We start from the raw sequence: 21,682 nt of genomic DNA on the forward strand, positions 1-21,682 counted from the left end.
GCACACCGATGGCCAGCAAGCGGACGACGTACACGCCGGAGTTCAAGCTCCAAGCCGTGAAAATGATCACCGACCAGAAGTTGTCTGTGGCCGAGGTCGGCCGGCGGCTCGGGGTGTCCGAGAATCGCCTCCACGAGTGGAAGAAGGCCGTCCTCGCCAACGGGGTCGTCGCCTTCCCCGGAACCGGCCACCTCACACCCCTCGAAGAAGAGAACCGCCGCCTCCGAGCCGAGAACAAGCGGCTAGAGATGGAGCGCGACATCCTGAAAAAAGCCACGGCGTTCTTCGCCGCCCTGACGAAGTGATCTTCGCCTGGATCGAAGAACGCCGTGGCGAATATCCGATCGCGGCGTTGTGCCGCGCGCTGGGCGTGTCCCGCTCGGGCTACTACGCTCGGGCGAACCGTCCCCGGAGCCCGACGGCGGTTCGGCGGGACGAGTTAGTCGGCCGCATGCGGGCCGTTCACGCCGAGGTGCGGGGGCGGTACGGCAGCCCCCGCCTCGCCGTCGAGTTGAAGGCCCGTGGCGTCGCCTGCTGCGTCAACACGGTGGCGAAGGCGATGAAGGCACACGGCCTTCGGGCGAAGACGGTGAAGCGATTCGTTCGCACGACCGACTCGAATCACCGCCACCCGGTGTCGGAGAACGTCCTCGACCGCGGCTTTACGGCGGCCGGGCCGAACGAGAAGTGGGCCATGGACATCACCTACATCCCGACGCTCGAAGGCTGGCTATTCCTCGCCCTCGTGGTGGATTTGTTCTCGCGACGGATCGTGGGGTGGGCGATGGCGGAGGCGATGACGAGCCGACTGGTGGTGGACGCCCTCGACCTGGCCGTCGGGCAACGTGACGTTCCGGCCGGGTTGATCGCCCACTCGGACCGCGAGAGCCCGTACGCCAGCGCGCATTACCAAGCCGAGCTCCGCCGGCACGGGATGGTTTGGAGCATGAGCGGGGTGGGCCAGTGCTGGGACAACGCTGTGGTCGAGAGCACGTTCGGCCGACTCAAGCAGGAGTTGGTCCACGGCGAGACCTACGCCACACGAGACGCGGCACGGGCCTCGATCTTTGAGTACGTCGAAGTGTTTTACAACCGCGTCCGTCGGCACTCGACGCTGGGGTATGTGTCCCCGGCGGAGTTCGAACGGACGCACGACCCAAACAACCGCTAACGTGTTGTCCACTTTCCGCGGGGAAGATCAGTTTGGAGCCATCGGTGACGACCACCCGGGGCCAGAAGCCGTGGTTTCGGAGGTTGTTCAGGAACCGCCGCATGTGATCCTGATCGTTGGCCCGGACCAGGGCAAAGGCGACGGGGAAATCGCCGAGCGGGTCGGTGGCCAGGAGCAGCGTGCGATGGCCCAAGTGCAACTCGTCGATGTACAGGGTGCCCGAGAAGTGCTTGAGCGTCCACTGGCGGTATCCGGGCATGTCGGCCTGGCGGACCTTCCAGTCGAGGCAGTCGGAGAGGAAGCCATCGGACAGGTCGAGGAAGAAGTCACGGCGCATCGCCTGCTGCACGCGATGGAGGCTCATGCAGTCATCGAGGAGTCGGTCGATGACGGCGTCCCGGACGCGGTTGGTGTACTCGGCTCGTGGTTCGATCCCTTCGACGTGAGAACGGAACGTCTTGCAGGAGGCACAGGCGGCGCGGTATTCTCCGACCGTCAATTCGATGACGACGATCTGGCCGAACGCGATGTCGCGAACGGCTCGCGAATGTGTGTCCTTCCGCCGCCCGGGTGTGCCGCAGTGTGGGCAAGGGAAGGACTTCGGCGCACAACTCTGCCGGAGAACGCGAACACGAGCGGCGTCCATGCCTGTGTCCTCAATGGGTTGGTGTGGTAACCCCCAAAGAGGCACAGGCGGGATTTCTTGAGAAGCTCAATCGGCGCAGGCGGTTAAGACCTGTCGCGACCAGCGAGAAGTCTCTTAATTTCCAGGCCATTTGCGTCACCACTTCTTGAGCGGGTGTGTTACCCCTCGCGTTCCCCCGTTCAACCCACCGCCCCGGCTTCCGCCGGGGCGGTTCCGTTTCCCGTGGAGGTGATTGATGCGACCGCGTGACGTCTCGAACGCCCTGTGCGCCCTGCTCCCGACCCGCCGCCCCGTCTACCTGTGGGGGCCGCCCGGCGTCGGCAAGTCGGCCGTCGTCCGGCACGCCGCCGACGCCCTCAAGCTAAAACTCGTCGACGTGCGGGCGACCCTCCTCGACCCGGTCGACCTCCGCGGCCTGCCCAAGGTCACCAAGGACCGGGCCGAGTGGTGCCCGCCGGCCTTCCTCCCCCGGGCCGGCGACGGCGTCCTCTTCCTCGACGAACTGGCCCAGGCCCCGCCGCTCGTCCAGGCCGCGTGCCTGCAACTCGTCCTCGACCGCCGGGTCGGCGAGTACGAGCTCCCGCCCGGGTGGGCCGTCGTCGCCGCGAGCAACCGCCAGGAGGACCGGGCCGGCACGCACCGCCTCATCACCCCCCTCCTGAACCGGTTCGTCCACCTCGACCTCGACGTCTCGCCGGAAGACTGGCAGGCGTGGGCCGTGGTCAACGGCGTCGCCCCCGAGGTCCGGGCGTTCCTGCAGTACCGGCCGGCGTTGCTCAGCCAGTTCGACCCGGCGGCGAGCCCGCGGGCGTTCCCCACGCCGCGGAGCTGGGCGTTCGTGTCCGACGTCCTGGCCGGGACGCCGGCTGACCTCCTGCACCGGGTGGTGGCCGGGTGCGTCGGCGACGGCCCGGCGGCCGAGTTCGTCGGGTTCCTGCAACTGTACCGCGAGCTGCCCGACCTGGACGCCATCGGCCGGCAGCCGGAAACGACGGCCGTGCCCCGCGAGCCGGCCGTGCTGTACGCCCTCGTCGGGGCGATCGCCGAGAAGTGCAAGGCGGACGCGGCCCCGGTCCACGGCTTGGTGCAGTACGCCCTGCGGCTGCCCGACGAGTTCGCCCTCCTCGCCCTCCGCGACGTCCTCGCCGTGAAGCCGAAGCTCGCCTCCCTGTCCATCGTCCAGCAGTGGATCGCCCAGGCCCGCACCAAAGGCTTGTTCCTCGCTGCCTAGCGACGCTTTCTTTCGGCCTTCCTCATTCCTTCTTTGGGAGATGCTCATGATCGAATCGTGCCTCGACACGGGCGGGGCCGTCGCCTTCTGGACGGCCTGCGAGTTCACCGACCGCGACCGCCTCCGGGCCGGCCTCACGCCCCTCGGCCTGGAGCAATACGTCCCCGACCCGCGGCCGCCGGCCAGCGTCCTCAAGGACGCCCTTGAAGAAGCCCTCGGCGGGTCCCGCGTCTTGATCCGGCCGCTCGCCGACCGGGACGGGTTTACCGTCGTTAAGGAGGAGCGGGGCAAGCACGCCAACGCGTACGCCACGGCCCTCGTCGCCCGCGTCCGCGACGCCGCGTTGTCCACGGTCGAGTACGACCCGTTCGACGACCGGGCGGCGGTCGTCGACGCCGCCTTCCGTCGGCACGCCGGCCGCATCCCCGCCGCCCAACTGTCCGCGTGCCTCGTCCGGGTGGTCGAGTCCCTGGGCGGGACGCGGCTGCGGCCGACCGGGGCCGTGTACTGGATTCCGGGGCCGAAACTCGACGCGTGGGCGGCGGTGGCGAGGGCGGTCGAGGCGGCGTCGGACGGGCGGCCGAGTGCCGTGTACCTGATCCGCCACCGCCTCGACGCCGACGCCGTCCGGGCCGTCCGCGACGCCGTCGTCGGCGAGGTCCGGGCGGCCACCGCCCGGATCGCCGAGGAGGTCGCCGCCGGGGACCTCGGCGGCCGGGCGTTGGAGACGCGGCGGCAGCAGGCCCACGACCTCCGGGACAAGGTCCTGCTGTACGAGGACCTGCTGTCCGTCGGCCTGGCCGACCTGCACCGGGCCGTCGACGTCGCCGACCAGGCCGCCGCAACCGCCTCCCTGTTGCTCGCCGCCCAACCGGCTGCGGCGGCCGTCGGCGTGTAGCCGCACCCCGTCTCGATTCACCCTCACCGTTGAAAGGAGTGACCATGACCACGGCCCCCGACCCGTTCGCCGCCCTGGAGGCCGAGGCCGCCAAGCAAGCCGCCGCCGAGGCCGCGGCCCGACGCCTCGCGACCGCGCGGGCGACGCTCATCCTCGGCCGGGACGCGCGGAGCGCGTTCTTCGCCACCCTCGCCCTGCGACTGACGCCGGAAGTCGACTGGGCGTGCGGGACGATGGCCACGGACGGCCGTGCCCTCGCGTACGACCCGCGGTTCGTGACCGGCCTGAGCCCGGACGAACTCGTCGGCGTGCTCGCCCACGAGGTCATGCACAACGCCCTCGCCCACCCGTTCCGCCGGGGCGCCCGCGACCCGGCCCGGTGGAACGTGGCGTGCGACCTGGCCGTCAACCCCCTCCTCCTCGCCGCCGGGTTCGCCCTGCCGGCGTCCCGCCTCCTGCCGGGCGAGGGTCGGTACGCCGATTTGCCGCACGGCAAGTCGGCGGACGACTACTACGCCCGCCTCGCCGAGCCGCCGGCGGGCGGCGGGGAAGCCGAGAGCGCCGGCGAGGAGGATGGCGGCCCCGACCCCGGCGGGTGCGGCGGCGTGACGGAACCGGCGGCCGGGTCGCCGGCGGCGGGCGAGCAGGCGGCCGCGGCGTGGCAGGTCGCTGTCGTCCAGGCCGAGCAGGTCGCCAAGGGCCGGGGCGAGATGCCCGCCGGGATCGCCCGGACGGTCGACGCGGTCCGTCGCCCGCCGGTCGACTGGCGGGCCGTCCTCCGGGCGTTCGTGTCGGCCACGGCGAGCAACGACTACGCGTGGTCGCGGCCGAACCGCCGGTTCCTGTGGCAGGGCCTGTACCTGCCCGGCCTCCGGTCGGAGGAACTCGGCGACGTGGTCATCGCCGTCGACACGTCCGGGTCGGTCGGGCCGGCGGAGTTGGCCGTGTTCGCCGGGGCCGTCGACGAGATCCTGTCGGCGTTCGACTGCGCCGCCACCGTCCTGTACCACGACACCGCCGTCCAGGGCGTTCAGACCTGGCGGTCGGGGGACGGGCCGTTGGTCCTAGCCCCGGTCGGCGGCGGGGGCACGGCGCATGAGTGCGTGTTCGACTGGGTCGACCGGCAGGGGATGTCGCCGGCGTGCGTCGTCTGCCTGACCGACCTGGAGACCCGCTTCCCCGACCGCCCGCCCGGCGTGCCCGTCCTGTGGGCCGTCGTCGGCGACACCCCGTCACAACCGCCGTTCGGCACACGTGTCCGCGTGACCGCTTGACACGACCCTCGACCCTTCCCCTGCGACCCGGCCCAGCGGCCGGGTCGCTTCCCTTCCTGACCCCGACCTCGCCGCCGGCCCGGTGGCGAGAGTCCCAACCCCGGAGGTGACGCGTGCTCACCGTCCCCCGCCCGTTCCTGCGGGCGTTCCGCGCGCTCGGTCGAACGTGCGCCGGCGGCCGCCGCCACGGTCTCGCCCCGCCGCTCACCGTCTCTTGTGACCGAATCGACGCCGTCCTGACGGCGTACCACGGCGAGGTCGTCCTGACCGGCCGATGGCCCGGTGCGGCCGACCCGTTCGACCCGGTCGCGTTGCCCGGCGACGTGTTCGACGGGGCCGAGTCACCCGGCGACGACCCGGTCACGATCGCCGTGGTCGGCCGGCGGGCCGAGGTCCGGTGGGCCGACCACGGCGGGCCCCGCGTCGAGACCGTTGCGGTGACGCCGCCCGGCCCCGAGCTCGCGGTCCCGTCCGACCCGACGGTGCTGTCGCCGGTGCCAATCGCGTTCGTGACCGCCCTGAGCGAGGCCGGGCGGACCACGAGTCGCGAAGCCAACCGGTACGCCCTGAACCGCGTGCAGGTACGGGGCGACACCGGCGACGTGATCGCGTCCGACGGCGTCACCGCGTACTGGAAGACGGGGTTCGCGTTCCCGTTCGCGGAAACCCTCCTCGTCCCGGCAATGCCGCTGTTCGGATCGGCCGAGTGGGCAAAGGCGGCGACCGTCGCCGTGGGCCGGACGAACCACCACTTGGTCGTCCGGGCGGGGCCGTGGACGGCGTTCCTCCGGATCGCCGCCGGCCGGTTCCCCGACGTCTCCGCGGTGGTGCCGCGGACGCCGAGGCCCACGACCGTCTCGCTCGACCCGGCCGACGCCGTGGCCCTCGCCACCGGCCTGCCGACGTTGCCCGGCCACCGCGACGAGAAGCGCCCGGTGACCCTCGACCTCGCCCCCGGTCGCCCGCCCGTCGTCCGCGGCCGGGACGGGGCGTCGGGCGAGACCGCCGAGGTGGTCTTGTCGCGGTCGCGGGTCACGAACGGCCCGACCCGCGTCGCCGTCGACCGGGCGTTCCTCCTCCGGGCGGTCCGCCTCGGGTGCTCGACGATCCGCGTCGCCGGCGCGGACCGGCCGGTCGTCGCGTGCGGCGACGACCTGACCTGGCTGGCCGCCACACTGCCCCCCGACGCGATCGTGGCGGCCCACGCCCCGGTCGCCGCCCTCGTGCCCGCGAACCCCCGCCCCCACCCCGCTTCGGAGGCCCGTTCCCCCATGAAACTCCCCGAGCCCAACGGCCCCGCCCGCGACCGACCCGACCCGGCGGACCCCGGCGACCCGCTCGCCGAGGCCGAGGCCCTGCGGTCGCACCTGTTCGAGGCCACGCAGGCGGCCGGCCGCCTGGTGACGATGCTCAAGGCGAAGAAGAAGGAGCAGAAGACCCTGGCGACCGTCTACTCCAGCTTGAAGGCCCTGAACCTCGGCCCGTGAAAGGAGCCGCCGTGTCCCACCCCCTGATCCCGCACGTCCGCGACCGCCTCGTGCGGCTGACCGACGCCCTCGTCCAGTTGAAGGCCCGCGTCCGCGAGGCCGTGGCCACCGAGATGGGCCGGATCGTGGCCGAGGCCGTTAACGACCTGCTCGCCGCCGCCGTCCGCGGCCGCCCCGCGACCCCACCGCCATCCCCCCACCGGCCGTACCGACCGGCGACCGCCCGCTGGGACGACGACGTTGACGACCCGGCCGTCGAAGACGACGAAGACGATGTTGCGTCCGTCGACCGGTCGGCGACGCCGTCCAACGCCGTCGCCCGGACGTGGCCGGCGGCCGTGTCCGCCGGGGTGCTCGCCGCCCGGTGGCTGCTCCGCCGGCGATTCCCCGGATGGCCCTGTCTGGGCGTCGGCCTGGCCGCCGGCCTCGCCGCGTTGACCGGTCACCCGACCGTCGTCGCCGCCCTCGGGGCGGTGGCCGCCGCTACCGACCTCGTCCCCCCCGCGACCGACTGATCGCTCGACCGCCGCCCGGTTCACGTGCCCAGCCCCGGGACGTCCGTCCGCGGGTCCGGCCCGGCCCGCCCGGCGGCGGTGCCCGATCCGCTTCCCCCACCCCTTCTCCCCGGAGACCTGCCATGAGCGTGACGACCGCGTGCCACAACGGCCGCCCCCGCAAGCAACTGTCCGACCAACTCGACCGCCTCGACGGCATCATCGACGTCCTCGCCGACGCCCTCCCCGAGGCCGTCCGCGACGCCGTCCGGGACGGGATGGCGGACGCCCTCCGCCGCCTCGTCGCCGACGCCCTCGCCGACCCGGCGACGCTGGCCGCCCTCCGCCAGGCCGTCGCCCCGCCCGTCCCGACCGTTACCCCCGCGACCCCGGGCTCGTCCCGGCGGGCGGCCTTCCTCGCCCGGTGCCGGACGGCGTCCGCCACCGTGCGGGCCGGGGTCGTGGACCTCGTCGGGACGGCGATCGCCGCCGTGCGGGTCCGGACCGAGCGGGTGAAGGCGTGGGCCGCGGCGACCGCCGCGAAGGCTCGCTCCGTGCGGCAGGTGTGCCACGTGGCGTGGCACCTGAAGCGGGCGGCCGGCGTCGCCGTCGGCGTCGGCGTCGCCGTCGCGGCCGTGTCCCTCGCTTCGCACCCGGTCGCGACCGCCCTGAGTGGCGTCGGGGCCGGGCTCGCGACGTTCGCCGTCCAGGCAGGCCTCTGGTGCCGCACGGTGGCCCGCCCGTGGCGGGCCTGACCCGCCACCGTCGGAACCGACGACGGGCGGCCCCTTCCGGGGCTGCCCGTCAATTTTTTTTAGCCCGCGGACGCCTTCGGCACCGGGCGGCCCGGCGACTACCGGTCACCCTGGACGCGCTCCCGGCCCGACTGCTGACTGCTACAGCCGGCCAAGCCGCCGGCGCCCGCGACCACCGTGACGCCGACGATGACCGCCAACCACCCGCGGGGGAATCGGATCGCCAGCGACCCCCTCCGCCGGCCGCCCCACCACGCCGCCGCGGCCACGGCGACGAGGCCGGCGATCGCCAGGACGGCCCCGCCAACGGACCGCAGGCCCGGGGGCCCGCCCGCCGGGGCGGCCGGTGGGAAGAAGGCGGCCAGGGTCAGGCCGGGCCCGTCCGCGTCGGCGAACGCCGTCGCCCGGTACTGGGGCAGCGCCTGCCGCAACTCCTCGGCCAGTTCCGCCGCCAGGAGCGTTTGGTCGGCCGCCAGGTCGGCCGCGAGCCGGTCGCACGCCAACCCCGTCGCCACCCGGTACAGCTCCTGGCGGTGGCCGGCCGCCACCTCGCCGTACAGGAATTGCGGCTTGAGCCGGCCGTAGTCGGTCACGAAGGCGGCCTCGGCGCCGGCCGGCGTTTCGGCCGTGAACCGCTCGAACCGGGGCAGGCGGACCTCCAGCCGGTCGGCGTGCCGGGCGTCCCACCGGAACGCCGGGCCGGCGGCCGGGGCCCACCCGTGGACGAGGCAGTCGATGCGGACGGCGTGGCGGATCCGCGTGCCCGGGACCTCGACGCCGAACGCCGAGTTGAACCAGGCCTGTTCGCACGCCACGTCCGGGACGCGGAACGTGACGACCCAGTGGGCGGCCGCGACCGCCGGCCGGCCGGTGCCCGTCAGGGCCGGGCCGGGGGTGCCCCACGTGAGGTCGTCGGCCAACTCGAGGAGGGTGAGCGGCGACGCCCCGGGCGGACCGCCGGGGCGGACGCGGGCGATCGGGGCGATCGCGTCCGCGAGGCGTTTGCCCAACCGGGGGCGGTCCTCGACCCGGGAGCGGGGCGGCGGGTCGGCCACGGCCGGGGCGGCGACGAGGGCCGCCGCGGCGAAGACCATCGCGCGGCGAACGAGGGCGGGCATGGGATCCTCCGGGGGGGGACGGGCGGGGTCGCCGCGCGGCGACCGCGGGCCGGAATGTCACTCATGGTCGATACACGGATAGTCTACACGCTGTCACCCTCGGGGGCATGGGAAAAAAGAAGGGCCGGGCGGACGTGCGGGAGCGGTTCGGGCTGGCCGTCAAGGTCCGCCGGGAGGCCCTCGGCCTGACCCAGGAGGACCTCGCCGCGGCGGCCGGCATCCACCGGACGTACCTGAGCGACGTCGAGCGGGGGACGCGGAACCTGTCCCTGATCAACGTCGAACGGCTGGCCGCCGCGCTCCAAGTCACCATGGCCGAGTTGTTCGCGGCCGTCGACGCCGGGTGACCGACCTCTCGGCCGGCCCGTCGCCGCAAACGAATCCGCCCAGTATGGCCGCGGTGCCTCGCCATCGGAGTCGGCCCCGGAGTGCCACCGCGAAGGCGGCTCCGGTGACCAGAAATCAGGGAAAACTCGGAGACCGAACGTGCCCACGCTGTTCCACTACTCGACGTTGTTTCACCTTCCCCCAATCCTCTCGTCGGGATTATCCGTGGGCGAGATCGCATCGTTCACCGCGGCCCGCCGCTCCGGGGTCAACCTGACCACCCAGACCGACCCGCACCAGTTGAACTGCTGGGGGGGCGGGCAGAATGAGCCGAAGAAGGCCGTCCGCTACCGCTGCGAGGTCGCCGCGGACGACCCGCTCCTCCGGCCGGCTCGGGCCGTGTGGCGGGACCTCGGAGTGACGCCGCGGCAAATGCGGGCACTCGACCCCCGCGGAGAGTCGAAATGGTGGTCCGTCTACTTCGGGGTCATCCCGATGCAGGCGATCGGGGTGGAACTGCGGGGCCGCAACGGGTATGTAGCCGTGGGCGAACCGGACACCGCTCGAATCGCGACCGAAGTCGCGATCCTGCGGGATCGGTTCGAGTTCATCGTCCCCCCGGACGAGCCGTGGGCCTTGGACCTGCGACTCAAGGACCCGACGGACCCCTCACCGTTTTGGGTGCTGCGCGAGGCATACCCGGCCGACCGCTTTCTCGCCCGACCGCCGGTCTAATTCACGAGGTCGGTGATGCTGTCGCGTTTTGTGCCGGGAAGCAGTCGTTGACTAACGACGTCATCCGCCTTCGCACCGTTTGGAAGTAGCACAGGCTGTTGCGGATCGACCCCTTGAGGTCGGACGCCGTCTCGAACAGCCGGTTGTGGGTCGCCCGCCGCCGGAGTACCCGCCAGAACCGCTCGACCGGGTTCAACTGCGGGCTGTAGCTCGGCAGGCGGTAGAACGCCAGGTGCGGGTGGTCGGCCAACGCCGCGTCGATCGCCTGGCCGCGGTGCCACGGGGCGTTGTCGATGAACGACCTCCAGGTCGGTCGACTCTCGCCGCCCCCGGTGTCGATCAAGGCCCCGCGGCCCTCGGCCGCGGGCCGCGGCCCGTCTTGTTGGTTGCGGCTCCCGGGGTGCCACCGGACCAGGTCATCGTGTTCGCCGGCTGGGATGTCGGTCATGCGGTTGGGGGCGTGATCGATCCGCTTGGAATTGCCACGTGAGGCGTGATATTCGAGGTGCGGATCGTCGTACCCGGTTTCTTGAACTTGCTCGGCCGTGAGGTAGCCGCAGGGCCGGAACTTGTACGGCGGTCCCCGCCCAAGGTGCTGAAGACCCCTTTCTCAATGCCGATCCCCAATGTTCACTCCCCTCCGACCTCCGTTCGGTTCGTGGACAATTTTTTCCTTGCTCGACGCCCTTTGGGCAAAGGGCGTCGAGCAAGGCACGATCTCGCGCGGCGATCCCTCCGCCAACGCCCGGCCCGTCGTCGGTTCGGCCGCCACTCGACGGCCCCATTCTTGTAACCCCGAGACGGCCCGGCCCGCGTCGCACGGTCGGAGTCGAGACCGCCGCCCGCGCTAGAAGTTGGACCACGCGACCGCGGTCGTCGGCCGCTTCGTCTTGCCCCCCGCGGCCTGGTTCGGCAGGCGGAACTCCCGCCGGTTCCAGTCCGCCAGGGCGGCGTCGTACAAGGCCGACGAGTGCCCCGAGAGCAGCACCTTCCCCGCGCACGCCCGGACCGCCGCCAGCAATTCCCGGTGCCGGTCCGCGGGCATCTCGTCCCAGGCCGCAGCCGCGGCCCCCGGCGTCTCCGCCGGGGGCGGGGGGGTGAGGTAGAACAGGGTGCCGGCCGCGTCCTGCCCGCGGATCACGGCCAGGGCGTCCCGGTCGAGGATTACCACCCGCCGCAGCCGGGCGTACACCGCGGGCAGCCCGTCGACGGCCGACAGCAACGCCGACACTCGCTCGTTCATCCCCCGGCGGGTGCGGGCCCGCGACCGCGGGGCGAAGTCGCCCGTCCGCCCGGCCAGTGACTGCCGGCACCGGACGAAGAAGGCGGCCGCGGCCGCCACCGGGTCGTCGCCCGCGGCCGCCGCGTCCCGCCACCCGGCCTCGCCGACCGGGGCCGCCCGGGCGAACCGGGCGAACCGGTCGAACCGGGCCGGGTCGGCCAGGACCCGCCAGAACGTGGTCAGCTCTCGGCCCACGTCGTTGACGACCTCGGACACGCCCTCGGGGTCCTTCGCCAGGAGGACGTCCAGGCCGCCGGCGTACGGCACGACGAAATGTATGTGCGGGGGCATCATGTCGACGAGGGCCGCGGCGAGGTCTGACTTGCCGTCGTGGGACTTCAGGGGCGGGGACAAGCGGGGTCGGGCGGTCGGCATGGGTGTGCTCTGGGATGGTCCTACCGATCGTAACGACTCCCCGGTCGCGCGCCAGGCCAAGTTCGACATAATAATTCATTTTGTCTTGATCCCGGCCGGAATAACCGGTCGGACGAGTAACCATCAACAGTCCCTACCCCGCCGTCGGCCCGGCGACCCGGGTCTCGGACCGGGTGCCGGCAAGGTGACAGCCGTGTCCCGGTCGCCCACTTCGCCGGCCGCACGCAATCGGTCGCCCGCCGCGGTCGCGACCGCCGAGACGTAACCGGCGTTTTTCATCGCGGCGGGCGGGCGGTCCCGGGGCCAGGCTACGTCTGCGGGGGGCAGAACCGGAATCGAAAAACTCGTCTCGTGAAGACGCCGGGAATCTGCATACTGGAGGCCTGATCCGTGCCCGCCTCCCGGAGCCTCCCGTGGTCATCGTCGACATCCCCCCGGCCGCCGTCGCCCGCAAGCTCCCGCTGACGTTCGGCCAATGGTCGGCCCTCTACCTGGAACTCATGACTATCCCCGTCCTCTTTCCGAAAGTCCACGCCCTGATCGGGGCGGAAGAGAAGGCCCTCTGGCTCTCCCCCGCCGAGGTCTCCGCCCTGCAGGTGGTGGTGGAGAACCCGCGGCCGCGGCAGGGCCGGCAACACCGCGAGCGGTGCCGCCAACTCGCCCGAAAGCTGCGGGCGATCCGGGCCGGGATCGCCCCGGCGGTCTAACCCGGCGGCGACCACAATCGCCGCGCGGCGACTCGGGGCCGGGCCGCACGGGCGGCCTTGGCAACCATGCCGGGGCGAGGAGGCCGCGACGCGGTGGGGCCGAGGGATCGCCGGAAGGGGAGGCGGCGAACGTGATCCCGGCTCGGTCGCGTGGGAAGCCGCGAGCTCAACACGACTCCTCTTCGACCGCGTCATGGCTCCGCAATGGACATGGACGGCACCGAACCGGGGTAGTCATCGTCGTCGGTCTGAGCCGGACGGAGGGGTTACATTCCCGCCGGCGTGGGAGGCCGAGGGAGGGTGGGAGGAACGGGAGCGAACGACCGGTTGAGGCGCACGCGGTCCTTCGCCCGCGGGGTTGCCGAGTTTGTTTCGGAGGACCACCCGGTGCCGGTCCGAGCTGCGGGGCGTATTCCGGAGATCGCGACTCTTCTTCGGGGCGGTCGGGGCCGATGGACGGTTCGTACCCCTCCGGACGGGTCCCTCGGCCGAGTCGTTCCGACCCCATGGGGCGGGAAGGGATCGTGTCCTCGCCGCGGACTTCCGCTCCGATCAACGGAGCCGAATGTCTATGATCCGTTTCTTCGACCTTCCGGGTGGGGTCACACACTTGAAAACCGAAATCCGTTGGGGATCTCGCCCCCGACAAGGGGACACCAGACTGTGCCGCTCGCGATTGGAAGGCCATGCCCATCGGCCGGTCTGGGGCGATCAACCGGGAACAGCCTCCCGTTGCTCCCATCCTCCCATCGGGAGGACCGCCGTGGTTGTCGAAAGTCCGGCGGACGGGTAGCCCGGCCCAACCTTTCCCAAAGTCACCGCGGTTCGTCAATTAGATAGTAGGCGAACGGTCGAGTTGTGACGGGCATTCGCGAACTGTGGACGCGGCGGCTTCGGAGCCTCGGCTTAACAATAACGGCCCTGGTATACACCCAAATCCATTCCCATCGTCAGCCCATTTTGCGAAAATGACGAACACCGTCCTCCCGACTATACTTGAGACCGCGGCCACACCCGCGGCCGCTGTCCCATTCGATTAGGAGAAAGGACTATGGCGTCGGTTGCGCAAATTCGTCAAATCGTGCGGGATCACTTCACCGAGAAAGCAAACTGGCGCCGTCACAAGGCGATGGAACTCGAGGCCCGGCAGCGGCACGGCGTAGACAAGAATCTTTGCCACGCGGAATCGATCGAGGCGGTGGCGGCCTTCGCCGAATCGCTCCCCGACAGCGACCCCGCGTGGGCCGAACTGGCGGCGTGTGATGCGTTGACCGACGAGTTCGAAGGGCTGCGGATCCCGGGCGGAGTTCACCAGAGTACGATCCATTTGGGCGATCCGTTGACGGGCATCTCGCCGGCCAAACTCGAAGCCGCGTTCCGCGGTTGGGCGGAATGTGTAATTCTTGAGGCGAGAAATCCAACACCCCGTTTGGATGAGGTATAGTCTTTGATTCTTGGCGGCAGGGATCGGACCGGGTGCCGTTCACGACACGAGGAAAGTCACACCCCGCATCCCATCCTACCGTATGGGGATCAGAACGTTGACGGGCTGGAGGAGCGATCGATCCTCTTGCCGCCACGGGGCGAGGTCGAAACGACGACTTGCTCCCGCGCCCGATCACAGGCATACGTGCCCCTGAGCCCCGACCTCCGCTGACACTGAGCCAGTAGCCGGCGCCCATGGTGGGCCGGATTCCGTTGCCGGTGCCCGCCGCGAGGTCCGATCGCCAGCCCGCCCGGTGATGATCCGCCCGCTCGCCGACACGTGCGACGGCATCACCCAATCCACCCCTGGCGCCAGCGGTAAACCTGACCGGGCAGATCGGTCAACCGCGAGTTCACGGCTGCAGGGTCGAACGCCTGTCGCTCAACGGCCAGGTCCCCCACGGCTATTGCGGGCAGCGGTTCGTCTTCATCCAAGACTGGCCGGTCGAGCCCGGGCCCGCCCGCCGTCTCCGGTGGGCACGCTCCCTCCCGCGGGCACGCCCCCTCGCCGCCCAGGCAAGTCGGATAGTCGATGTCGAAATCCCACGGCACGACGGCTTCGAGCAGTAATTCGTGCCGCCAGTCGGCCGTCAGGTCGTAGACCCACGCTCCCGCCGCCGCCTTCCCGTCGCCGAACACGTCGCTCACGTACGCGGCCCGCTCGTCCTCGCACCCGTGCGGCCCGTCGTTCCCGTACCCGGTCCAGGGGCCGAAGCATCTCCCGCCGACGTCGAACCGGTGCCGCTCGACGTCCTGCGTCCAGCCCATTGCCGTCCGAATGGCGTGGTGAAAGGCGTACAGGTCGTCGTCCTCGACCAACAGCGTCCGCCAGACGGGCGGATCAACGCCGAGGAGTGTCACGCGAAATTGAAATACCAGCCCCGGGATCGGTTCTCGGGGCGGAGGCGGGGCAGTGGCGGCCGCAAACCAGTTGTCGGTCTTTTGTCGGCGTTCGCGGCAGGCGTCGACCCGGCGGCGGACGGCCGCGAGCCGGCGGGCGTGCGGGGCACGGGCCACGTCCGCCAAGTCTTCCAGGTCTGCCGCCAAGTCGGCAAGCTCGGCCGTCGTGACGACGATGCCTCGTACGTTGCCTTCTAGACCGACGAGCCGGTCGTGGAGCGTGCGGAAGTACGGGTCGAAGGCGAGTAACGTCTCGCGCTGGCGGGCCGTCAGGGCGAGGGTCGCCGTCGCCTCGGAATCGTGCTCAGTCATCGCCCGCGGCCCCCCGTCCCGACCCGCTTCCGCCGTCGGGCCTCCTTCCGCAAAACGGCGAGTTCTTCCAGACGGACCGCCCACTCGATCATCGCCCCCCGGACGGCGACCAAGTCGCGGTGGAGTTCGGCCAGCCGCCGGTCGGCCGCAGCCGACCGATCGGCGTACAGTTGTCGCAATTCCTCGGGCAGCCGCTCCGCCCACGCCCGGGCCGACTCCCGCGAGTAGAAGGTGAATTCCAGCCACGTCAGCATCAGCACGTCGGCGAGCAGGATCACGGCCGGCGGGTCGGCCGGCGTCGCCCACCCGGCCCGTCGGGCGGCCAGTTCCGCCGTGAGCGCGGCCCGCCGGGCCTCGTCGCCACCGACAAGCAGGTCCAACCACGCCGCCCGGGCGTCCCGGCCGACGTCAGTCACGGCCGCGACCTCGGCGACCGTGTGCGGGGCGGCCCCGTCCAGCTTCGTGAACAACTCCACGGACATCTGACATTTCCGCCAAAAAGGCTTGGTGAAGCGATACCCGCGGGTGTGCATGAGCCCGGTGACCAGGCCGCCTATCGCGGTTCGGTAGGCGATTAACGCCGCCTGGCTCGGTGTGAGTGCGGCGGTCAACACTTCGATCGCTTTCACTACCGCCGCCCGCTCGACCCGATCCAAGTCGACTTTCGCGTTCAGATAGTCCGCGGCCGGACCGGCCCTCACGGACTGGCGGACGGCCCGTCCGTCGCGCCGGACGACGCGGGTGAACGCCCGCCGATCGGCTCGGACTTTGTTTTTTTGCATAATTTGTTGCGCCCGTACGCGAGGGCCAAATCACGTTGATCGTGCCCCGCGATCAATCGATCGTAACTCCTCGAAAAATCGCTGGATAGGTCAAATTTTGGGCGACCTTTTCGGCCCTGACGTTTGGCCGCGTGGACGCGGAGTTCGGGGCCCGTTTCGGCCTCCGGCGGCGTGGCGAGTTCCGGCCGCATCTGGTTACTGGGCTGTGGGTTCGGGTGAAGCGACCATGCCGCGTCGGAGAGCCGGAGGCGAGAAAAAGTGTTCCCCGATTTCGACCCGATTTCGTTGACCAAGGCCAGGGCTTCGAGGTTGAGGTCGAACGGCGAAAGCATGGCCGCCGCCCACCAGCACCGGCGACGGGCCCAGTCGACCGCTGTTTGGTGGTCTGCAACCGTTGCGGGCGTCGATGGCACCTTGACGAATCGCGACTCGGCGAAGGCCAGAATGGCCTCGTCGAGCGCGTCCGGTCCGTTGAAGTATGCGACCGACTTCAGCACGGACTCGGCGGTCGGCCGGAGTGGGGCGCCGAGCAGACTGTTGCGAACGAACGCAGGACAGTCGAGCCGATCGCGACAGTTGAAAAAAAGTTTCTCGACGAACCCGACGACGACCGCGGGGAGGCCGAGGCGGGGACCGATTTGCTCGTCGGCCTCCCGGGCGAGGAGGCGGGCTTGCAGGATGAGTCGGTCGTCCGAAGCGGCCGTTCGCTGCCACCGCTCGGCGGCGGTAATCGCCGACCACTCGTCGACCGTCGGGGCGTCCCACCCCCACGCGTACTGGGTGGTGAGCAGCTTCCGCACGAGCGCGTCGGGCACGTCCGGCTTCCGCGTTGCGACGAACGCGAGCCGGGCCTGATGCAGGGCGGCGGCCAGCCGCGGCCGCCAGTCCGGTGGCCGGACGGGCGAATCGAAGCGGAGATCCCAGAAGGTGTCGGACATGGCTATAACTCCATCGGGGTGGCACGGGCCAAGTCCTTTAGATTGGCCGATACGTTTGATCGCCGCTAGCTCGATAGTACGCAAAGTTGATGGGTGGCTCGCTCGGCACACTGCTGGGGCCGTTTGCCATGTGGCGACAGCCCCCGTGAACTGCGCGGGGGGCAGACAGTTCGCGGGACATGCGATGCACCACTTGCAGCCGCAGCCCCGTATCGACTTGGCGTCAGAACGATCGGCGACCCGGACGCTTCTCAGAGGCCATCGAAGGTGTTGAGCACGACCGGCACGAGGATCTGAGCCCGTACAAAAGGGTCATACGGACCGATGCTTGCACCGGGCACCTCGAAAGAGTCACTGGGCCGCGCCTCGTATCGGAAGGCCCCCTGCCATATGGATGAGTTTCTACGCGCGAATCGAACTTGGGTCGCGTCCTTCAGCTCGGGGGAACCGCTTCTCGCCATCCCCTTGGAGGTGTGGGACGAGCCGGCCCTCCGACCGAAGTTCTTGACCAGCACGTGGGAAACCGAGCATCAGTTCTCGCAGCTCTGCTCCCAGGCCCGTGCACAAGGGGTCTGGAACGGCCAATGCGTTCGCAGCCGCCTTTTCGACAATGCCCAAACTGAGGTCTTCGAGTCGGAGGGGACTGTCGACGGACAGTCCAGAGTTATTCGGAGCGGCCCTAACTTGGTTCTGAAGCGGAAGTTTGATGAAGAACAAACCCGCTTGCGCGGGGTGGCCGGCTGGCTCATGACCAATCCGGTCTACCAGAGGGACCGGGACGACTTGAGGGCGGCTTACGAGGCGGCCGCGGTTGGTGACTGCTACCCGTTCCCGTTCCTCCGGCAGGAGGTCGAATCGATGAGTATTCGGCGTCTTCAGGAAGGGCCGAGGAAACGGTTCGCCGAACATGCCCTCGGCTTCATGAGCCGGTGGGGGCTTACCGGGCTGACGACATGGGACTTGCCCGACCCCGAACGCCTCCTCCTGCCCAACCCGTACCCGACGAACTACGGCGTCCCCGACACGCTCCACGGAGTGCACATCTACGTCCCCGTCCATTACCCCCTTCAAAAGAACGACCCGCTGTTGGAAGACATCCGGAGGGCACAGGAAAGAGCAGCCGTCCGGAATGCCCTGCCGCCCGAGTTTGCCGGGATAAGACATCACGGTCAACTGGCGACCATTTTTCTTATCGTGTACGTCGGTCAAGTCCTAAAGAGCCGGTTTCCAGACGCGTTACCTCGCGGCTTCGTCAAATGGATGGAGTCGTGCCAATCACGGTTCAGCGGAACGAGTCTGGAGCGGGTCGGGGCTCTTCACAAAGAGATTAAAAACCTTGGCCGCAAGAAGTATGACCCAGACGACGTGTACCCGTTGACCGAGTGGTAGGTTATTCTCTCTTCACACTTCTATGGTCCGCTCGTCCGTTGCCTCACATCGTCAACTGCCAGTACCCAAACGGGTGCCCACGGTACATGCCTCTCTCCCACCCTGCCACGCCCCTGAAGGTGTGGGGGCGCGATTATTTTATTTTACAGCCCGCGAACAACTGACGGGAACTGCTGAAATGTGTTCGTCACGTGAGGTCTGAACGCCATGACCCTGCCGAAGCATTTCCAACTTGATCAACCGATAGCCGCGGATGACCGAGCCAGAGCCGATGAAGGGGCGATGGTACTCTCGCCCGCTCAGTTCGCCGAACTCCTCGGCTTGAGCCGAGGCACCGTGTACTTCTGGCTCGGTCGCGGACGGCTCCGGGGGGCGGCGCGGAAGCGTGGAAAACATTGGTTGATCCTACGCGAAGCCGCATTGAAGGCGGTATTTCACGGGACCGAGTGGGACGTGCAGCCCCGACCACGACAGTAGTTCGGAAAGTTTCGCCGGTCGTTGAGCGTCGGCCGGAGTAAAGACCGCGGGTCCGGTTGCAGCCAGACCCGCGGAGACCACACGCTCGCTCTTAACGGGAGTTGCGCCATGGTTGATGGTATCTTATCACACGGCCGGCCGGTCGAGAATATGACTGCGGTCACGGCCGACAACAGGTGCCGGGTCTGCGGGGGCGACCACAAATGTTCCTTCGGCGACGGCGGTCTGCTGATTTGCGGCCGCAACTCGGACGCCGTCGAGGGGTTCGTGTACCTCGGTCAGGCGGCCGGCGACGATCAGTTCGGCCTGTACCGTGAGGCCGGCGGAGGCGGTAACGCGCGGGGCCGCCGCCCGAACCAAGCCCGACAAGCCGCCTCGGCGTCGGCCGCCGAGGACTGGGCGACCCGCATCGCCGAATGTGCGAAACGGTTTTGCCCGGACCGCCGGACTGAACTTGCCGGTCTCCTGAGATTGCCCGTCGAAGTCCTCGACTGGTTGCCCGGCCTCGGCTACCTCAGCGAGGTAAAGTTCGTCGGCGCCGCGACCATTGACGACGGCTGCTGGACGTTCCCGGAACGCGACGCCCAAGGGCGGCCGGTCGGTGTCATCCGTCGGTATCGGGACGGGCGGAAGCAGGCGATGAAGGGGGGCCGCCGGGGGCTCTGTCTGCCAATTTACTGGCGGGCGCAGAAGGGTCCCGTGTACCTTGTCGAAGGGCCGTCCGACGCGCTGGCGATGACGGCGGCGGAGTTGGCGGCCGTCGGGCGGCCGTCGAATTGTGGCGGGGCCGATGAACTCGTGAAGCTGCTGCGGGACATGCCCAAGGAGCGGGAAATCTACGTCATCGGTGAGAACGATCAAAAGGCAGACGGAACGTGGCCCGGGCGGAAGGGCGCCGAGTCTTTGGCGGGCCGCTTGGCCCGCGGCTTGGGCCGCCAGATCAAAATCGCCTTCCCGCCGGCTGGGGCGAAAGACGTTAGGGCGTGGCTGACTCAATCGGATCGAGTGTGGACGCCGTGGCCGGACCGCGGCCGTGCCCTCGCGGCCGAACTCGTGACGGCCGCCGAAGTGGTCACACCCGATGCCGTCTTGGCACTCATCACGGACGACGCCGGCGGCACCGATCCGACCGACGCCGAGCGAGGCCGGCGGTTCGTCGATCTTTTCGGTGGCCGGGTGCGGTACGTCGAGGATTGGGCCGCCTGGTGCGTTTTCGATGATCGGCGGTGGGTCCGCGATCCGGAGGGGATCCGCGTCCAGCGCCTCGCATTCGACCACGGCGGAAGTCTCCGCAAGAACGAAGCGTCAAATCCCGAAGGGCAATTGGCAAACGAGGCGACCACGTCTCCCGACGCCCCGTCCGACGCCGGGGCTCTGACGGGCGGTGTGGAAAAGTGGTTGAGCATGCGTTCGGTGCAGAGCCTGCTCGCCGCCGCCCGGAGCGACCCCCGCGTGTTTGTCCCCGTCGGGGCCGACGTGTTCGACACGCACCCGCACTTGCTGAACGTCGCGAACGGCACGATCGACCTCCGCACGGGCGTCTTGGGCCCGCACACGCCCGAAGATTTCCTCACCGTGCTGTGCCCAACCGCGTTCGAACCGGACGCGGCCTGCCCGGCTTACGACCGATTCCTCGACGGCCTGTTCCCCGGCCGGCCGGCCGTGGCCCAGTTCGTCCGCGACTTCGGCGGGTACGCCCTGACGGGCGAAACTTGTGACCAGTCGTACCTCGTGTTCGCGGGGGAAGGTTCGAACGGCAAGTCGGTACTGCTCGAGTTGTGGGGGGCCGTCCTCGGCAACGACCTGACGTACCACGCGCCGCCCGAACTCCTCGTCGACGGCGGGCCCGACCGCCATCCGACCGAACGGGCATCCCTTCGGGGGAAGAGGCTGGTCGTTTGCTCCGAGACCGAGGAGGAAGGCTGCCTGAACGAACGCCGCTTGAAGTCGCTCACGGGGTCCGACACGATCACGGCCAGATTCTGCCGGCAGGACTTCCACAGCTTCATCCCGACGTTCAAACTGGTTCTCGCGACGAACTACCTGCCGCGGGTTCGCGGGACCGACCACGGGACGTGGCGGCGACTGCGCCTGGTCGAGTTCCTCCGCAAGTTCTGGACGCCGGCCGACTGCCTCGCCAACCCCGTGGGCGACTTCCGTCCGGAGGACCAAGCGGACGCCTCGCTGCCCACCCGCCTCCGCGGCGCGGCGGCCGGCGTCCTCGCCGCGATGGTCCGGGCGGCGATCCGGTTCTACGCCGCCGGCCGCCGCGTTACTCCGCCCGAAGAGGTGATGAACGCCGTGGCCGAGTACCGCCGAGACGAGGATCTGATCGGACAGTTCTTCGCGGAACGGGTGCGGCCGACCGCCGCTCCGAGTCTCGCGGGAGCGGAGTTCTACGCCGCCTTCCAAGATTGGCTCCGAAAGCAGGGTTACGCCGAGCGATACCTGATTGGTCCGAAGAAGTTCGGCCGCGAGGCGAAGAGGAAGTTCGACGTGAAGAAGTGCTCCCGCCAGCGGTACGCGGTCCGCGTGCTGTCGGACTCGGAGTGCGAATGCCACCCTGCGTGGGACGGTGGGAGCGACGGGAGGCAGTTTCGGGTTGATCGCGCATCGGAGACCGATCAACCTCGCGCGATGACTTCCGCGTCCGTCGGTGCCACCGCCGAACCACCCGCCACCCCTCCATCCGGGCGGGCAGTGGACCAAGCGTCTGAAGGGGCAGGAGATCGCCGCGATCGTCAGCCGCCGTGTTGACGGGCGTGGCGTGGGGAGGGTGGCAGCGGCGAAATCACTCGTCACCCTCCCCACGCCGTCCCGCCACACAGAGGGCTGAGTTCATTTCCGCTCAGCGGTTCCCCGGCGATCAAGGCCCGCGGATCGTCGGAACCTTCCGGCC

20 protein-coding genes and 1 pseudogene are annotated in these 21,682 nt (G+C 69.8%); 15 read left to right on the top strand and 6 right to left on the bottom strand.

Annotation, left to right across the window (positions count from 1 at the left end; translation table 11 throughout):
• The first annotated feature begins 8 nt into the window (after positions 1-8).
• The 8 genes and pseudogenes from PX52LOC_RS18705 to PX52LOC_RS40690 all read left to right on the top strand — a co-directional run bounded on the left by PX52LOC_RS18705 (position 9) and on the right by PX52LOC_RS40690 (position 7,956).
• Positions 9-1,171 (top strand): annotated as a pseudogene (locus PX52LOC_RS18705) (IS3 family transposase).
• Position 1,172: 1 nt separating this feature from the next.
• Positions 1,173-1,847, top strand: coding sequence for a hypothetical protein (locus tag PX52LOC_RS40680; protein ID WP_168219090.1), 675 nt, complete (start codon positions 1,173-1,175; stop codon positions 1,845-1,847).
• A gap of 205 nt (positions 1,848-2,052) precedes the next feature.
• Complete coding sequence (locus tag PX52LOC_RS18715) at positions 2,053-3,048, top strand: AAA family ATPase (RefSeq protein ID WP_149111525.1); 996 nt, start codon at positions 2,053-2,055, stop codon at positions 3,046-3,048.
• Between the two features lie 46 nt (positions 3,049-3,094).
• Entirely contained in the window at positions 3,095-3,946 is an 852-nt protein-coding gene (locus PX52LOC_RS41665; RefSeq protein WP_178132557.1) for a hypothetical protein, read from the top strand.
• Positions 3,947-3,990: 44 nt separating this feature from the next.
• Positions 3,991-5,220, top strand: coding sequence for a vWA domain-containing protein (locus PX52LOC_RS18725; protein WP_149111526.1), 1,230 nt, complete (start codon positions 3,991-3,993; stop codon positions 5,218-5,220).
• A gap of 113 nt (positions 5,221-5,333) precedes the next feature.
• On the top strand, positions 5,334-6,707 hold the full coding sequence (locus PX52LOC_RS40685) for a hypothetical protein (RefSeq protein ID WP_168218707.1): 1,374 nt from the start codon (positions 5,334-5,336) through the stop codon (positions 6,705-6,707).
• An 11-nt stretch (positions 6,708-6,718) separates the two neighbouring features.
• Complete coding sequence (locus PX52LOC_RS18735) at positions 6,719-7,222, top strand: hypothetical protein (RefSeq protein WP_149111527.1); 504 nt, start codon at positions 6,719-6,721, stop codon at positions 7,220-7,222.
• A 122-nt stretch (positions 7,223-7,344) separates the two neighbouring features.
• Complete coding sequence (locus tag PX52LOC_RS40690; protein ID WP_168219091.1) at positions 7,345-7,956, top strand: hypothetical protein; 612 nt, start codon at positions 7,345-7,347, stop codon at positions 7,954-7,956.
• A gap of 98 nt (positions 7,957-8,054) precedes the next feature.
• Here the strand turns inward: PX52LOC_RS40690 and PX52LOC_RS18745 are convergent, their stop codons facing one another.
• Positions 8,055-9,074 carry a hypothetical protein gene (locus tag PX52LOC_RS18745; RefSeq protein ID WP_149111528.1) on the bottom strand — a complete coding sequence of 340 codons (1,020 nt, stop codon included), beginning with the start codon at positions 9,072-9,074 and terminating at the stop codon, positions 8,055-8,057.
• 107 nt (positions 9,075-9,181) lie between these two features.
• Between PX52LOC_RS18745 and PX52LOC_RS18750 the strand changes: the two genes are divergently transcribed.
• Complete coding sequence (locus PX52LOC_RS18750) at positions 9,182-9,421, top strand: helix-turn-helix domain-containing protein (RefSeq protein ID WP_149111529.1); 240 nt, start codon at positions 9,182-9,184, stop codon at positions 9,419-9,421.
• A 139-nt stretch (positions 9,422-9,560) separates the two neighbouring features.
• Positions 9,561-10,136: a hypothetical protein gene (locus PX52LOC_RS18755; RefSeq protein ID WP_149111530.1), complete on the top strand. Its 576-nt coding sequence runs from the start codon at positions 9,561-9,563 to the stop codon at positions 10,134-10,136.
• A 1-nt stretch (position 10,137) separates the two neighbouring features.
• Here the strand turns inward: PX52LOC_RS18755 and PX52LOC_RS18760 are convergent, their stop codons facing one another.
• Together PX52LOC_RS18760 and PX52LOC_RS18765 are read right to left on the bottom strand one after the other, a co-directional pair.
• On the bottom strand, positions 10,138-10,584 hold the full coding sequence (locus PX52LOC_RS18760) for a transposase (RefSeq protein ID WP_149111531.1): 447 nt from the start codon (positions 10,582-10,584) through the stop codon (positions 10,138-10,140).
• 399 nt (positions 10,585-10,983) lie between these two features.
• Complete coding sequence (locus PX52LOC_RS18765) at positions 10,984-11,793, bottom strand: DNA adenine methylase (protein ID WP_149111532.1); 810 nt, start codon at positions 11,791-11,793, stop codon at positions 10,984-10,986.
• A 413-nt stretch (positions 11,794-12,206) separates the two neighbouring features.
• Between PX52LOC_RS18765 and PX52LOC_RS18770 the strand changes: the two genes are divergently transcribed.
• Together PX52LOC_RS18770 and PX52LOC_RS18775 are read left to right on the top strand one after the other, a co-directional pair.
• Positions 12,207-12,500, top strand: coding sequence for a hypothetical protein (locus PX52LOC_RS18770; RefSeq protein WP_149111533.1), 294 nt, complete (start codon positions 12,207-12,209; stop codon positions 12,498-12,500).
• A gap of 1,051 nt (positions 12,501-13,551) precedes the next feature.
• Complete coding sequence (locus PX52LOC_RS18775; protein ID WP_149111534.1) at positions 13,552-13,944, top strand: hypothetical protein; 393 nt, start codon at positions 13,552-13,554, stop codon at positions 13,942-13,944.
• 332 nt (positions 13,945-14,276) lie between these two features.
• On the opposite strand, the gene PX52LOC_RS18780 is transcribed toward PX52LOC_RS18775, so the two are convergent.
• From PX52LOC_RS18780 to PX52LOC_RS18790, 3 genes are read right to left on the bottom strand one after another with little or no spacing between them, the layout of a single operon-like run.
• Positions 14,277-15,197: a plasmid pRiA4b ORF-3 family protein gene (locus PX52LOC_RS18780; protein WP_149111535.1), complete on the bottom strand. Its 921-nt coding sequence runs from the start codon at positions 15,195-15,197 to the stop codon at positions 14,277-14,279.
• The gene (locus PX52LOC_RS18785; protein WP_149111536.1) at positions 15,194-15,979 is read right to left on the bottom strand and encodes a hypothetical protein; all 786 of its coding nucleotides are present in this window, start codon (positions 15,977-15,979) and stop codon (positions 15,194-15,196) included. The genes PX52LOC_RS18780 and PX52LOC_RS18785 overlap by 4 nt, the downstream gene beginning before the upstream one ends.
• Positions 15,895-16,917, bottom strand: a complete 1,023-nt coding sequence (locus PX52LOC_RS18790) for a hypothetical protein (RefSeq protein WP_149111537.1) — start codon at positions 16,915-16,917, stop codon at positions 15,895-15,897. The genes PX52LOC_RS18785 and PX52LOC_RS18790 overlap by 85 nt, the downstream gene beginning before the upstream one ends.
• 747 nt (positions 16,918-17,664) lie before the next feature.
• Between PX52LOC_RS18790 and PX52LOC_RS18795 the strand changes: the two genes are divergently transcribed.
• The 3 genes from PX52LOC_RS18795 to PX52LOC_RS18805 all read left to right on the top strand — a co-directional run bounded on the left by PX52LOC_RS18795 (position 17,665) and on the right by PX52LOC_RS18805 (position 21,540).
• On the top strand, positions 17,665-18,306 hold the full coding sequence (locus PX52LOC_RS18795; protein WP_149111538.1) for a hypothetical protein: 642 nt from the start codon (positions 17,665-17,667) through the stop codon (positions 18,304-18,306).
• Positions 18,307-18,588: 282 nt separating this feature from the next.
• On the top strand, positions 18,589-18,783 hold the full coding sequence (locus tag PX52LOC_RS43955) for a helix-turn-helix domain-containing protein (protein WP_390637551.1): 195 nt from the start codon (positions 18,589-18,591) through the stop codon (positions 18,781-18,783).
• A gap of 150 nt (positions 18,784-18,933) precedes the next feature.
• Positions 18,934-21,540, top strand: coding sequence for a phage/plasmid primase, P4 family (locus PX52LOC_RS18805; protein ID WP_149111540.1), 2,607 nt, complete (start codon positions 18,934-18,936; stop codon positions 21,538-21,540).
• Positions 21,541-21,682: the final 142 nt, after the last annotated feature.

The organism is Limnoglobus roseus, assembly GCF_008254045.1.
Classification (GTDB): domain Bacteria; phylum Planctomycetota; class Planctomycetia; order Gemmatales; family Gemmataceae; genus Limnoglobus; species Limnoglobus roseus.

What these genes read in the sequence shown, in the direction of transcription:
- PX52LOC_RS18715 (WP_149111525.1), top strand. Translation starts at nt 2,053, where the DNA reads ATGCGACCGCGTGACGTCTCGAACGCCCTGTGCGCCCTGCTCCCGACC.
- PX52LOC_RS41665 (WP_178132557.1), top strand. Translation starts at nt 3,095, where the DNA reads ATGATCGAATCGTGCCTCGACACGGGCGGGGCCGTCGCCTTCTGGACG.
- PX52LOC_RS18725 (WP_149111526.1), top strand. Translation starts at nt 3,991, where the DNA reads ATGACCACGGCCCCCGACCCGTTCGCCGCCCTGGAGGCCGAGGCCGCC.
- PX52LOC_RS40690 (WP_168219091.1), top strand. Translation starts at nt 7,345, where the DNA reads ATGAGCGTGACGACCGCGTGCCACAACGGCCGCCCCCGCAAGCAACTG.
- PX52LOC_RS18745 (WP_149111528.1), bottom strand. Translation starts at nt 9,074, where the DNA reads ATGCCCGCCCTCGTTCGCCGCGCGATGGTCTTCGCCGCGGCGGCCCTC.
- PX52LOC_RS18750 (WP_149111529.1), top strand. Translation starts at nt 9,182, where the DNA reads ATGGGAAAAAAGAAGGGCCGGGCGGACGTGCGGGAGCGGTTCGGGCTG.
- PX52LOC_RS18760 (WP_149111531.1), bottom strand. Translation starts at nt 10,584, where the DNA reads ATGACCGACATCCCAGCCGGCGAACACGATGACCTGGTCCGGTGGCAC.
- PX52LOC_RS18765 (WP_149111532.1), bottom strand. Translation starts at nt 11,793, where the DNA reads ATGCCGACCGCCCGACCCCGCTTGTCCCCGCCCCTGAAGTCCCACGAC.
- PX52LOC_RS18775 (WP_149111534.1), top strand. Translation starts at nt 13,552, where the DNA reads ATGGCGTCGGTTGCGCAAATTCGTCAAATCGTGCGGGATCACTTCACC.
- PX52LOC_RS18780 (WP_149111535.1), bottom strand. Translation starts at nt 15,197, where the DNA reads ATGACTGAGCACGATTCCGAGGCGACGGCGACCCTCGCCCTGACGGCC.
- PX52LOC_RS18785 (WP_149111536.1), bottom strand. Translation starts at nt 15,979, where the DNA reads ATGCAAAAAAACAAAGTCCGAGCCGATCGGCGGGCGTTCACCCGCGTC.
- PX52LOC_RS18790 (WP_149111537.1), bottom strand. Translation starts at nt 16,917, where the DNA reads ATGTCCGACACCTTCTGGGATCTCCGCTTCGATTCGCCCGTCCGGCCA.
- PX52LOC_RS18795 (WP_149111538.1), top strand. Translation starts at nt 17,665, where the DNA reads ATGACCAATCCGGTCTACCAGAGGGACCGGGACGACTTGAGGGCGGCT.
- PX52LOC_RS43955 (WP_390637551.1), top strand. Translation starts at nt 18,589, where the DNA reads ATGGTACTCTCGCCCGCTCAGTTCGCCGAACTCCTCGGCTTGAGCCGA.
- PX52LOC_RS18805 (WP_149111540.1), top strand. Translation starts at nt 18,934, where the DNA reads ATGACTGCGGTCACGGCCGACAACAGGTGCCGGGTCTGCGGGGGCGAC.